The sequence below is a fragment of the Methylophaga sp. F7 genome (assembly GCF_056863975.1).
The window spans coordinates 2,008,828-2,022,500 of the sequence record NZ_CM166511.1 but is presented as its reverse complement, the minus strand read 5'-3'; the positions used below and the strand labels follow the sequence as shown (position 1 = coordinate 2,022,500).

Genomic DNA, 13,673 nt, shown 5'->3' with positions numbered 1-13,673 from the left:
GCTAAATACTCCTTATCGACCGATAGTGAACTAGTACCGTGAGGGAAAGGCGAAAAGAACCCCGTTTAGGGGAGTGAAATAGAACCTGAAACCGTGTGCGTACAAGCAGTAGGAGCAGACTTGTTCTGTGACTGCGTACCTTTTGTATAATGGGTCAGCGACTTAATTTATGTAGCGAGCTTAACCGAATAGGGGAGGCGAAGGGAAACCGAGTCTTAATAGGGCGACTAGTTGCATGGATTAGACCCGAAACCTGGCGATCTATCCATGGTCAGGCTGAAGGTTGGGTAACACTAACTGGAGGGCCGAACCCACGTATGTTGAAAAATGCGGGGATGAACTGTGGATCGGAGTGAAAGGCTAATCAAGCCAGGAGATAGCTGGTTCTCCTCGAAAGCTATTTAGGTAGCGCCTCATGTATCACTCTTGGGGGTAGAGCACTGTTTGGGCTAGGGGGTCATCCCGACTTACCAACCCCATGCAAACTCCGAATACCGAGAAGTGCAATCATGGGAGACACACGGCGGGTGATAACGTCCGTCGTGGAAAGGGAAACAACCCAGACCATCAGCTAAGGTCCCAAAATTATGGCTCAGTGGAAAACGAGGTGGGAAGGCACAGACAGCTAGGAGGTTGGCTTAGAAGCAGCCACCCTTTAAAGAAAGCGTAATAGCTCACTAGTCGAGTCGGCCTGCGCGGAAGATGTACCGGGGCTTAAGCCATATACCGAAGCTATGGATGCCGTACTTTGTACGGCATGGTAGAGGAGCGTTGTGTAAGTCTGTGAAGGTGAGTTGAGAAGCTTGCTGGAGATATCACAAGTGCGAATGCTGACATGAGTAACGATAAAGGGGGTGAGAGGCCCCCTCGCCGAAAATCCAAGGTTTCCTGCTCAACGCTAATCGGAGCAGGGTGAGTCGGTCCCTAAGGCGAGGCAGAAATGCGTAGTCGATGGAAAACAGGTTAATATTCCTGTACCGGTTGTTACTGCGATGGGATGACGGAGAAGGTTAGGTTAGCCAACTGTTGGATATGTTGGTTTAAGTGTGTAGGCATGCTTTATAGGAAAATCCGTAGAGCTAAGCTGAGGCATGATGACGAGTCTCAATGGAGACGAAGTAACTGATACCAGGCTTCCAGGAAAAGTCTCTAAGCTTCAGGTAACAAACGACCGTACCCCAAACCGACACAGGTGGATGGGATGAGAATTCTAAGGCGCTTGAGAGAACTCGGGTGAAGGAACTAGGCAAAATAGCACCGTAACTTCGGGAGAAGGTGTGCCCTTGTTAGGTGAAGCGACTTGCTCGTGGAGCTGAAGAGGGTTGCAGTGAACTGGTGGCTGCGACTGTTTATTAAAAACACAGCACTCTGCAAACACGAAAGTGGACGTATAGGGTGTGACGCCTGCCCGGTGCCGGAAGGTTAATTGATGGGGTTATTCTTCGGAAGAAGCTCTTGATCGAAGCCCCGGTAAACGGCGGCCGTAACTATAACGGTCCTAAGGTAGCGAAATTCCTTGTCGGGTAAGTTCCGACCTGCACGAATGGCGTAACGATGGCCACACTGTCTCCACCCGAGACTCAGTGAAATTGAAATTGCGGTTAAGATGCCGTATACCCGCGGCTAGACGGAAAGACCCCGTGAACCTTTACTACAGCTTTGCACTGAACTTTGAACCTACTTGTGTAGGATAGCTGGGAGGCATCGAAGCGTGAACGCCAGTTTGCGTGGAGCCAACCTTGAAATACCAGCCTGGTATGTTTGGAGTTCTAACCTCGGTCCCTTATCGGGACTAGGGACAGTGTATGGTGGGTAGTTTGACTGGGGCGGTCTCCTCCCAAAGAGTAACGGAGGAGCACGAAGGTACACTAAGTATGGTCGGACATCATACGGTTAGTGCAATGGCAAAAGTGTGCTTGACTGCGAGACAGACACGTCGAGCAGGTACGAAAGTAGGTCATAGTGATCCGGTGGTTCTGAATGGAAGGGCCATCGCTCAACGGATAAAAGGTACTCCGGGGATAACAGGCTGATACCGCCCAAGAGTTCACATCGACGGCGGTGTTTGGCACCTCGATGTCGGCTCATCACATCCTGGGGCTGTAGCCGGTCCCAAGGGTATGGCTGTTCGCCATTTAAAGTGGTACGCGAGCTGGGTTTAGAACGTCGTGAGACAGTTCGGTCCCTATCTGCCGTGGGCGTTGGAAATTTGAGAGGAGCTGCTCCTAGTACGAGAGGACCGGAGTGGACGTACCCCTGGTGTTCGGGTTGTCATGCCAATGGCATTGCCCGGTAGCTATGTACGGACGGGATAACCGCTGAAAGCATCTAAGCGGGAAGCCCCCTCAAGATTAGATTTCCCCGAGCTTTAAGCTCCTGAAGGGCCGTAGAAGACCACTACGTTGATAGGTTGGGTGTGGAAGTGCAGTAATGTATGAAGCTAACCAATACTAATTGCCCGTGAGGCTTGACCATATAACCCCAAGTAAGTTGGGTGCGCATAAGCGACAAAACCTTTACTTCCCGAATTAGCTTGCTTATAAAGTAAGCACCAAGTTATGCCTGGCGGCCATAGCGAGTTGGCACCACCTGTTCCCATCCCGAACACAGAAGTGAAACAGCTCAGCGCCGATGATAGTGTGGGAGTTCCCATGTGAAAGTAGGTCACTGCCAGGCTTTAATATAAAACAAGCCCGACGCGAAAGCGCCGGGCTTTTTTTATATTCAAAACTTGTGGTGATTTAACTTGAGCATGGCAACACCCCATGTGACATTTTTGTCTGGAACAAAAATGGACGCCGGTAGGCGCCCGCAGGGTGAGATGCAGGGATGCATCTCATCAAAGTAGGTCACTGCCAGGCTTTAATACAAAAAAGAGCCCATCCAATCGGATGGGCTCTTTTTTTGTCTTGAAGGTTTGCGTTATCCTGCCTGAGCATGTGACCCCCCATGTGACATTATCGCCGGGACAAGCCATATTCCAGACATGGCTTTGCATACACTCCGTCCAGGGAGATAAGCGGTTTTGCATGAGCGAAGCGAGCCCGTAGGGGCAGCCACAGGGAGGTGGCTGATAAAGTAGGTCACCGATAACTGCTCCTGCGTTATCGGCATACATCACATACCTGTGAATAAATGTCGCGCTTTTATATAAAACACCAAGTCGATATCAGAGTTATTGAGTGATATACACGTGAGCTAAAAGTTAGCCATTTGAAGATAAAAAAAGGCGCAGTTTAATGAGACGAGATCTTCCTAAACTTGATTTGATGTAAGACAAAATAAACCTTTCATAGCAACGTTATCTATTCACCAATAATAGTAAGGATAACCAAATCGTTGATATTGCCAATACCTATTATAGTATCCATTATAGGGATAAAAACCGTTATAAAAGAAAGGATCATAAAAAGGATCTCGCTGAATTGGTTGATACAGTTGCCACTTATACATTGATGAAACTTCTAGAACAGGCATGATCAACTCTTTCTGGTCTACTTTTCTTGTCTCCATTCCATTTAGGGTGCCGGTAAAAGTCAGTAACGTCCCTTTTTTGTAAACAACAGGATCAATAAATTCAGTTGTTCTTGCTAGAAAACGACCAGCACTTGATTGACTTGTAACTGGTTTACCGTAATGATTAAGTGGATATTGAACAATTTGCAGGATTGAAGCATCATTATTATTTTCTACACTCACTACTTCGCCACCCCAGCGAACATCCTGATTGGCAAAGTTTTCAATCTGCCCCTGGATTTCATTAAGTTGTAGATCATTACTTGGAGCGGTCGAGATTTGCTTTGGGATATTACTGCAACCGGACAGTAAAACCAGTACAAAACTTGTCACGAAAAATGCAGACATCTGTTTCATTGATTGAACCTTTGAAAAATTGATTTTACCTATTTAGAACAAAACCAATCTAGTATAAGTTTCATTACGAGACTATTTGCGTGGGTCTTTTTATATTTAGGGAGTTTTTTCCTAAAAATGCTGGACGGTTTTAATAATTACTGATAATCTTACCGACAATTTTCTGGTTAAATCTCCCATACTTCACATAATCGCGTTCTCCGCGCGCATCCAAGGTAATCCTGATTTTAAAACCCATTTTAGGTAATACATGAATCTGACAGAACTGAAAAAGCAGTCCGCTGCTGAATTAATGGAACTTGCACTATCCATGAATCTTGAGGGCCTTGCCCGCAATCGAAAACAAGAACTAATATTTGCACTTGTTAAAGCACATGCCAAACAAGGCGATGACGTCTACACTACGGGCGTCTTAGAATTATTACCGGATGGTTTTGGCTTCTTACGTTCGCCCGAAGACTCCTATGTCGCTGGGCCAGATGATATATATGTTTCACCCAGCCAAATCCGCCGATTTCACTTAAGAACTGGCGATACTATTAAAGGTAAAATTCGTCCACCTAAAGACAGTGAACGTTATTTTGCTTTAGTAAAAGTTGATGAGATCAACTACGAAAAACCAGAAAACTCTCGTAACAAAGTCCCCTTTGAAAACCTCACTCCATTGTTTGCCAATGAAAGATTTAATCTTGAGCGTGGCAATGGCAGTACTGAGGATTTGACAGCTCGTATTATCGATTTAGCTGCACCAATTGGTAAAGGGCAACGCGGTTTGGTTGTCGCGCCACCAAAATCTGGTAAGACCATGATTTTGCAATCAATAGCTCAATCAATCGCCTCAAATTATCCTGAAAGCGATCTGATTGTATTATTGATTGATGAACGTCCGGAAGAAGTCACCGAGATGCAGCGTTCTGTAAGAGGAGAGGTTGTCTCAAGTACATTTGATGAACCAGCAACACGTCATGTGCAAGTTGCAGAAATGGTCATTGAGAAAGCGAAGCGCCTTGTAGAACATAAGCATGACGTCGTTATTCTGTTAGATTCAATTACCCGTTTAGCGCGTGCATACAATACAGTCTCGCCTTCATCCGGTAAGGTCCTTACTGGTGGTGTCGATGCAAATGCGCTGCAACGTCCTAAACGGTTCTTTGGCGCGGCCCGAAATATTGAAGAAGGTGGAAGTTTAACCATTATTGCAACGGCTCTGATTGAAACCGGTTCACGCATGGACGAGGTTATTTTCGAAGAGTTTAAAGGTACCGGTAATATGGAAGTATTACTTGAACGTAAATTGGCTGACCGTCGTATTTATCCTGCGATTAATGTCACACGTTCCGGTACCCGTCGTGAAGAATTACTGACTAATGAAGAAGATCTTCAGAAGCTGTGGATCTTACGTAAGATTCTGGCTCCAATGGAACCCATTGAAGCAATGGAATTTCTGATGGATAGGCTAAAATCGACTAAAACCAATGTTGAGTTTTTTGACTCAATGAAGCAAGGGTAATTATCGATTTGTTGTCTGGCCAAGCTGTGCCACCAGCCATTTTTTTAATGGGGCCCACGGCCGCAGGTAAAACAGAGCTGGCAATATTTCTTGCTCAGAATCTTCCCGTAGAAATTATCAGTGTTGATTCTGCTCTTGTTTACAAGCAGATGGATATTGGTACAGCCAAGCCAGATGCACTCACGTTGCAGAAGTATCCTCATCATCTGGTGAATATTCTTGATCCTACAGAGGCTTATTCTGCGGGAAGATTTCGTCAGGATGCGTTGACGTTAATGGATGATATTACCCAGCGGGGAAAAGTTCCGTTACTGGTTGGCGGGACGATGCTGTATTTTAAAACGTTGCAATATGGCATTGCAGAGTTACCAGAAGCTGACGCACAAGTCCGATCAAAACTGGCGAATGAGCTTCAGCAATTTGGCTTGCCGTATTTGCATGATCGACTGGCCAAAATAGATCCTGTTTCGGCAAAACGTATTCATAATAATGATCCGCAAAGATTATTACGTGCCTTGGAAGTTTATGAGATTTCTGGGAAATCATTAACTGAATTAACCAAATATTCAGATTTTTTATTGCCCTATGAAGTCATAAAAATAATTCTATCGCCTTTCGATCGAAAAATTCTGCATCAACGAATCGCCAAAAGATACGAAACAATGATGCAAGCTGGATTTATTGATGAAGTCAGAAAACTGTATCGGCGTGAAGATCTGCATCCAGCATTGCCATCAATTCGGGCTGTAGGCTACCGACAGGCATGGTCTTTTCTGCGCGGAGAGTATGACGAAGCCACCTTTATTGAAAAAGCAATTATTGCTACAAGGCAAATGGCGAAACGTCAGCTGACCTGGTTAAGAGCTCAAAAAGATGGTGTCTGGTTTGACAGCAGTACAGATTTACCAGAACAACAGGTATTGGATTTTATACGTTACAAGCTGGCTACATCCGATAATGCTTGACGATTCTGTGCAGCCTTTTAGAATGCCTAATATACTATTTGAAATTTAACAATAATAACAACGATGGAGTCGACAATGGCCAAAGCCCAATCCTTGCAGGATCCTTTTTTAAACGCATTACGTCGAGAAAATGTTTCAGTTTCAATATATCTGGTCAATGGCATTAAACTACAGGGTCAGATTGATTCCTTCGATCAATTTGTCATTTTACTGAAAAACTCAGTGAATCAAATGGTCTATAAACATGCCATTTCGACTATTGTTCCTGCAAGAAATGTTCAGATAACCCAAGAAGAATAAGGGAGTTTATTGATTGTTTGATCGGCCTGATAGCAATGCAGCTTTTGAAGAGAATTCCGAACAGGAATCCGTTGTTTTAGTTCACCTTGATTTTAATGATCGGGGATTTGATGAAAAACAACAGGAATTCCTTGAATTGGTTAATTCAACAGGTACCAATATTTCAGCCGTAGTGCATGGCAAACGTCAGCGGCCTGATTCAAAGTACTTCGCCGGTTCAGGCAAGGTAGAAGAAATAGCTGAACTTGTAGCAGCCAATGATGCTGCGGTAGTGATTTTTAACCACGAACTCTCTCCCAGTCAGGAACGTAATCTTGAACAGCGGTTAAAATGCCGTGTATTAGGCCGCACCGGTCTGATTCTGGATATTTTCGCTCGAAGAGCCCGCTCACATGAAGGTAAACTTCAGGTAGAACTCGCACAATTGCAGCACCTTTCCACACGGCTGGTTCGTGGATGGACTCACTTGGAAAGACAAAAAGGGGGTATTGGTTTACGTGGTCCCGGTGAAACTCAGTTAGAAACAGATAGAAGGCTGCTTGGACAACGCATCAAATCCCTTAAGAAGCGCCTTGATAAAGTGCGTTCACAACGAGATCAGGGAAGACGCTCAAGACAACGTGCCGGTGTGCCGGTTGTTTCTTTGGTCGGTTATACCAACGTAGGAAAATCAACACTTTTCAATCGAATGACGGCTGCTGATGTTTATGCTGACGATCGTTTATTCGCTACGTTGGATCCTATGTTACGCCGATTAAGGTTAGCAGAAACTGAACCTCTGATAATTGCTGACACAGTCGGATTCATTCGTCAGCTTCCCCATGATTTAGTTGAGTCTTTCAGTTCCACTTTGGAAGAAACACGGGATGCTTCTCTGTTGTTACATGTTGTAGATGCCGCTGCACTCGACAGGGATGAGTTGATGAAACATGTTGACGATGTCCTGCAACAGATAGGTGCTGACGAGTTACCGCAATTGATTATTTATAACAAAATTGATCGCCTGGAAAATGTTCAGCCGAAAATTGAACGGGATCAGCAAGGAAAAATACGTCGTATCTGGCTTTCTGCGCAAACAGGTGAAGGCTTGGATCTATTGAGGATGGCATTACAAGAATATTTTCCTGAGCAACTCTCAGCGATTGAATCAGTCAATTAAAACGGACTTTTGGTTGCTATCGGCAACCATGTCCGTAAAATAGATTCATTCGGTTTCCACATTGAAAATCATAAATTAAATTTTGGAGCGGTACATGGCTTGGAATGAACCCGGTAGTGGTGATAAAGACCCATGGGGTAAGCGTGGTGGTGGCAATGATGGCCCCCTGATCTTGATGAAGTAGTAAAAAACCTACAGCGTAAGTTTGCCGGAATGTTTGGTGGCAAAGGTGGTGGAAATAATACTCAACCGCCAGAAGGCAATAATAATAAAGCCGGTTCAATCGGCGCTGGCTTAATCGCCGCTATTATTTTACTGGTTTGGTTGCTATCCGGAATTTATATTGTCGAACCTGCCGAGCGCGGTGTGGTTTTACGTTTTGGTCAATACAGTCACACAGCTATGCCTGGTCCTCACTGGCATTTCCCTTATCCAATCGATAAAGTTGAAGTGGTTGATGTTGCAAAAATACGTTCTGTTGAGATTGGTTATCGTTCTGCAGGTGGCAGACCAGAAAGTAATGTTTTGTCTGAGTCTTTGATGTTGACGAATGACGAAAATATTGTCGACTTAAAGATTGCTGGCCAATATCGCATTAACGATGCGGCGCAGTATTTGTTTAATGTTCGTACTCCAGACACCATTCTCCGTCAGATGATGGAAAGTGCTGTTCGTGAAGTTGTTGGGCAATCGACAATGGACTTTGTATTAACTGAGGGGCGGAGTGAAGTTGCCACTCGGACTGAGCAACGCTTGCAAGCCATGCTGGATGCTCACGCTACCGGTTTGACAGTTACCAGTGTCAGTATGCAGGATGTTCAACCGCCTGAGCAGGTTCAGTCAGCTTTTGCAGACGTGGTCAAAGCACGTGAAGATGAAGTCAGACAGAAGAATGAAGCTGAAGCCTACGCAAATGATATTATCCCAAGGGCTCGCGGGCAGGCCTTCCGTGATATTCAGGAAGCTGAAGCTTACAAGAGTCAGGTGGTTGCCAAAGCAAATGGTGAAGCCAGTCGTTTTGTTCAGGTTATGACCGAATACGAGAAAGCCCCGTTAATCACCCAGGAACGTCTCTATATTGATGCTATGGAATCTGTCTACAGTCGCAGTCAGAAAGTAATGGTAGATATTGATAGCGGTGGAAACAATGTTCTTTACTTGCCATTGGATAGAATGCGTAGCAGTGGTGGTAATGCTCCTCGTGTAGATTTAAATAACTTGAATTACCCGACAACGGGTAATAGCACCACTACATCCACAACAAGTTCTTCTGATCAAGATGGATCACGTAGCCGGGGAGGACGATAATCATGAGTTCTAAATTTACTACAATTATTTTTATTGTTGTCCTGGCATTGATCACGATGAGTTCTGCCATCTTCTTTGTGGATGAACGTGAGCGCGTTATATTGCTTCGTTTAGGTCAAATTGAACATGCTGACTTTGAGCCGGGTATTCATTTCAAAATTCCATTTGTGAATGAAGTTCGTCGTTTTGATGGTCGTATTCTCAGTCTTGATGCCACACCAGCACGATACCTGACCGGCGAAAAGAAAAACGTTATTGTGGATTCTTTTGTCCTATGGCGTATTTCCAATGTTGCTGATTACTTCACTTCGATGGGTGGAGATGAAGAAAGCGCCAAATTACGCATATCCCAGATTATCAAAGATGGGCTACGTGCCGAATTTGGGCGCCGCACGATTCAGGAAGTGGTTTCTGGTGAACGTTCTGAGATGGTCAGTGGCTTGATGGATGAAGCAAACAGGATTTCAAACGAGTTTGGTATTGAGGTTGTTAATGTCCGCATTAAGCGTATTGATTTGCCTACTGAAGTAAGTTCATCGGTTTACACGCGGATGGAAGCTGAACGTGAAAGGGTAGCGAAAGATTTACGGTCACGCGGTGCAGAAGAAGCAGAAAAAATCCGTTCAGATGCAGACAGACAACGTACCGTAATACTGGCTGAGGCAAATCGCCAATCAGAAATGTTACGTGGTGAAGGTGATGCGATTGCAACCCAAATCTATGCCGATGCGTATGGTCAGAATGAGAATTTTTATTCATTCTATCGCCGTTTAGGTGCATACAAGCATATCTTCCAAGGAGATGACATGCTGGTCATTGAACCGAAAGGTGATTTCTTCAGCAGTTTTAGTGACTTGAATACATTGGAACAGTGAGTGACTCACTGATTCAGAGTCTATGGCTCGCCACCGCATTAATGTTGATTATAGAAGGGATTTTGCCGTTTATTAATCCCACAGCATTAAGGCGAGCCATACTCCAAATTGCCACAATGACGGATCAGCAAATACGCATAACAGGATTGCTGAGTATGCTGGCTGGCCTGTTGATTTTATACTGGGTTAATTAATTTACATGACACTAAAAGAAAGTTGGTTGCTCCCTGAGGGCATCGATGAATTAATGCCTGAAGAGGCTGCACAGCTGGAACGAATGCATCGGCTGTTGGTTGATCGTATGCAAAGTTGGGGCTACCAGCTTGTTGTACCGCCTCTGGTTGAATATCTGGATTCCTTATTAACCGGCACCGCAAAAACCCTTGATCTGCAAACCTTTAAATTGATAGACCAGTTATCCGGCCGATTGCTTGGAATTCGCGCTGATATGACTCCCCAAGTTGCCAGAATCGCTGCCCATCGTTTACGCGATAATTCAGATGTATTACGTCTTTGCTACATCGGTAGCGTATTGCATACATTGCCGGCTGGTCAGGCCAGTTCACGTAATCCGATCCAATTAGGGGCTGAAATATACGGCCATGCTGGTCCAGAAAGTGATATGGAAAGTATCCAACTGATGGTCGAGTTACTGGAGATCAGTGGGGTTTCAGGTTCAATCTCTTTAGATATTGGTCATGTTGGTATTTATCGTGGATTAGCTGATTATGCAGAATTGGATGATGAGCAAGAGCAGGCATTGTTTTCTGCCATGCAACGCAAAGCCTTGCCGGAAATACTGCATTTATTATCAGGTTACGCTATTGCTGAAAACGCTAGTAATATGTTGGCGGCCCTATCCGAGTTGAATGGTGACGTTAGCGTTTTGGATAAAGCAAAACGAATATTACAGGATGCCCCTGATTCGGTATTAAAAGCACTCGACACACTGGTTGTTCTTGCTGAGATGGCAAAACAACGGTTACCAGAGATTCAATTGAATTTTGATCTGGCAGAGCTTCGAGGCTATCACTACCATACGGGAGTGGTTTTTGCGGCTTATCAGTCAAATTCGGCACAGGCGATTGCCTTAGGTGGCAGATATGACGATATTGGTCAGGATTTCGGTCACGCTCAGCCCGCGACTGGCTTCAGCCTGGATCTGAAAAAGCTGGTAACCAGTTTCCCCAAACCAACTGAAAAACGTCAGGTTATAGCGACGCAATGGTCAACTGATCAGCAACAGCTTGAATTGGTCTCAAACTTACGTGAACAGGGAAATATTGTTGTATTTGATTTACCTGGCAGTACCACACAAACTGAAAAAACATTGATTCAACAAGATGGCCGCTGGCAAGTGGTCGATACAGGAAATAACACGCGTGGCTAAAAATATTGTAGTAATTGGTTCCCAATGGGGTGATGAAGGTAAAGGCAAAGTCGTTGATCTGTTAACCGACAGTGTCTCTGCCGTTGTGCGTTTTCAAGGCGGACATAATGCAGGACATACCCTGGTTATTGAGGGCAAAAAAACCATTTTGCATCTGATACCGTCCGGTATATTGCGTGAACATGTTCAATGCCTTATTGGTAATGGTGTGGTGCTATCGCCAGAAGCATTGATCAAAGAAATGAACGAATTGGAAACCAATGGTATTCCGGTTCGCCAGCGTCTTAAAATCAGTGCTGCCTGTCCGTTGATTCTGCCTTATCACGTAGCGCTGGATGTCGCCAGAGAGTCACGCCGTGGCAAAGACGCGATTGGCACCACTGGCCGAGGCATCGGTCCAGCCTATGAAGATAAAGTGGCTCGTCGGGGGCTGCGGCTTGGCGATCTGGCTAACGAGCAAAAATTTGTGGAAAAACTGCGTGAAGTTGTCAGCTTTCATAATTTTGCCTTGATAAATTACTATCAGGCTGCTCCTGTGAGTTTTGAACAGGTACGTGATGAAACTTTAGCCATGCGTGATGTACTGTTGCCAATGATTGCCGATATTCCGGCTATGCTGCAGCAATATTATCTCAACGGTGATCGCGTGATGTTTGAAGGTGCTCAGGGCGCGTTGCTGGATATTGACCACGGAACCTACCCTTATGTCACTTCATCCAATACGACTGCCGGTGGTAGCGCAACGGGTGCGGGTGTTGGACCTTGTCATATTGATTATGTATTGGGTATTACCAAAGCCTATGCTACTCGTGTCGGCGCAGGTCCATTTCCATCAGAATTAAGCTGTGGCATTGGTAAACATTTATCTGAAAAGGGACACGAAAAAGGTTCGACAACCGGTCGTGATCGTCGTTGTGGCTGGCTTGATATGGTGGCGCTAAACCGTGCCAGCTGGATTAACAGCATTACCGGTTTATGTTTAACAAAACTGGATGTACTGGACGGACTGGAAACGATTCGCTTATGCATTGGTTACAAACGCCATGGAGAAGATGTAACCGTTCTGCCACTGAGTGCTGATGAGTTTGAGGGATGTGAACCGGTATATATTGATATGCCTGGTTGGCAGGACTCCACCTTGGGTATCACTGAGTTTGATGCCTTGCCGGAAAATGCTCGTAATTATATTAACAAGATTCAGGACTTGGCCGGTGTGCCGATTGATATTATTTCCACCGGTCCCGACCGCTGTGAAACGATTATTCGCCGTGATTTGTTTAGCTTGTAATTCCTGTTGTAAACCTTATCAAAACGCCCTCTAACAGAGGGCGTTTTTGATCATGGAATTATTTTCTATCAGGTGAAATCGCGGCATATATTGCCGAATAATCAGTATTCTCCAGACCCATAGCAATTGTTTTATCCAGTAATCGACTGATACCTTCTAATGCACTGGTATCAAGACGAAGTTGCTCCCCAACCTCGAGAAATAAACGAGTATCTTTTGCAAGATGTTTGGTCGGGAAATTAGGATCGCTGAAATCACGATTGCGCATACGATCCAGCTTTTTATCAAAGGTTGGAGCATATAAAGCACTTTCACGCAAAATCTGCATAAATTGATCAACGTCAATCCCATTCTCTTCAATCAAGGCCAGACTTAATGAAAAGGTTGCTGTAAGGCCAGCAATTAATTGATTCAACGCTAACTTAATGGTCGCTGCCTGGCCAGTCCTTCCAATATATCGAGGCGTTTCGCCAATCATTTTTAATAAAGGAAGCGCCTGTTGATAATTATCCTCTGTTCCAGCTGCCATCAGAATCAGTTTGCCGCTTCGCGCTTCTGGCAAACTTCCTAAGACCGGGCACTCAAGATATTCTGCACCGGCATTGTTTAGCTGGTGTTCAATGTGCTGCGACTGTTGTGGTGCGATCGTACCCATTTGGATAAACAACTTATCCATAAATGCGCCGGGCGCAACACTGTCCAAAACGGTAGCAATAGCATCGGCATCGCTTAACAGTAAAACGACAATCTCGCTTTTTTCAACAGCTTCACTGGCAGCACTACAGATACGGGCGCCATGTGTGTTTAAATCTGCAATTTTTTCAATACTTCTATTGTAAATACTCAACTCACATTGTTGGGTGAGAAGGTGTTGTGCCAGGGCATTTCCCATAAGGCCACCACCAAGAATACCTATTTTCATAATGACTCCAGTTTGGATGAATTAAAAAGTCTATTCTTACATAGATGCTACGTGCGTTGTGGGATACAATATGTGGGCATTTA

Annotated in this window: 10 protein-coding genes, 2 rRNA genes and 2 pseudogenes (1 of these 14 running past the window's edge); 12 read left to right on the top strand and 2 right to left on the bottom strand. The window is 44.8% G+C overall.

From position 1 onward, the window contains the following. A 23S ribosomal RNA gene (locus tag AC08OG_RS10220) occupies positions 1-2,475 on the top strand; it begins 426 nt to the left of the window's first position. A gap of 86 nt (positions 2,476-2,561) precedes the next feature. Beyond that, positions 2,562-2,676, top strand: a 5S ribosomal RNA gene (gene rrf, locus AC08OG_RS10215). Between the two features lie 633 nt (positions 2,677-3,309). Here rrf and AC08OG_RS10210 read toward each other — a convergent pair. Beyond that, positions 3,310-3,873 carry a Slp family lipoprotein gene (locus AC08OG_RS10210; protein WP_292357713.1) on the bottom strand — a complete coding sequence of 188 codons (564 nt, stop codon included), beginning with the start codon at positions 3,871-3,873 and terminating at the stop codon, positions 3,310-3,312. A gap of 250 nt (positions 3,874-4,123) precedes the next feature. On the opposite strand from AC08OG_RS10210, the gene rho reads away from it, so the two are divergent. From rho to AC08OG_RS10160, 10 genes and pseudogenes are all read left to right on the top strand, one after another. Continuing rightward, positions 4,124-5,383 (top strand): transcription termination factor Rho, encoded by a 1,260-nt coding sequence (gene rho / locus AC08OG_RS10205; protein ID WP_014707466.1) that lies wholly within the window; start codon positions 4,124-4,126, stop codon positions 5,381-5,383. A gap of 47 nt (positions 5,384-5,430) precedes the next feature. After that, entirely contained in the window at positions 5,431-6,348 is a 918-nt protein-coding gene (miaA, locus tag AC08OG_RS10200) for a tRNA (adenosine(37)-N6)-dimethylallyltransferase MiaA (protein WP_482929444.1), read from the top strand. Positions 6,349-6,423: 75 nt separating this feature from the next. After that, a pseudogene (gene hfq / locus AC08OG_RS10195) lies at positions 6,424-6,633 on the top strand (RNA chaperone Hfq); the annotation flags it as partial. A 28-nt stretch (positions 6,634-6,661) separates the two neighbouring features. Next, entirely contained in the window at positions 6,662-7,807 is a 1,146-nt protein-coding gene (gene hflX, locus AC08OG_RS10190) for a ribosome rescue GTPase HflX (protein WP_482929443.1), read from the top strand. A gap of 94 nt (positions 7,808-7,901) precedes the next feature. Beyond that, positions 7,902-7,975, top strand: a pseudogene (locus tag AC08OG_RS10185) (protease modulator HflK N-terminal domain-containing protein); the annotation flags it as partial. A gap of 45 nt (positions 7,976-8,020) precedes the next feature. Then, a complete protein-coding gene (gene hflK / locus AC08OG_RS10180) occupies positions 8,021-9,115 on the top strand; it encodes an FtsH protease activity modulator HflK (protein WP_482930543.1) in 1,095 nt (364 codons plus the stop codon). Between the two features lie 2 nt (positions 9,116-9,117). Beyond that, the gene (hflC, locus tag AC08OG_RS10175; protein WP_292357704.1) at positions 9,118-9,990 is read left to right on the top strand and encodes a protease modulator HflC; all 873 of its coding nucleotides are present in this window, start codon (positions 9,118-9,120) and stop codon (positions 9,988-9,990) included. After that, the gene (locus AC08OG_RS10170) at positions 9,987-10,184 is read left to right on the top strand and encodes a DUF2065 domain-containing protein (RefSeq protein ID WP_292357702.1); all 198 of its coding nucleotides are present in this window, start codon (positions 9,987-9,989) and stop codon (positions 10,182-10,184) included. The genes hflC and AC08OG_RS10170 overlap by 4 nt, the downstream gene beginning before the upstream one ends. Before the next feature lie 5 nt (positions 10,185-10,189). Continuing rightward, a complete protein-coding gene (locus tag AC08OG_RS10165; protein WP_292357700.1) occupies positions 10,190-11,380 on the top strand; it encodes an ATP phosphoribosyltransferase regulatory subunit in 1,191 nt (396 codons plus the stop codon). Continuing rightward, entirely contained in the window at positions 11,373-12,668 is a 1,296-nt protein-coding gene (locus tag AC08OG_RS10160) for an adenylosuccinate synthase (RefSeq protein WP_482929442.1), read from the top strand. Before AC08OG_RS10165 ends, AC08OG_RS10160 begins: the two co-directional genes overlap by 8 nt. Positions 12,669-12,726: 58 nt before the next feature. Here the strand turns inward: AC08OG_RS10160 and AC08OG_RS10155 are convergent, their stop codons facing one another. Next, a complete protein-coding gene (locus AC08OG_RS10155) occupies positions 12,727-13,590 on the bottom strand; it encodes an NAD(P)-dependent oxidoreductase (protein ID WP_292357696.1) in 864 nt (287 codons plus the stop codon). Positions 13,591-13,673: the final 83 nt, after the last annotated feature.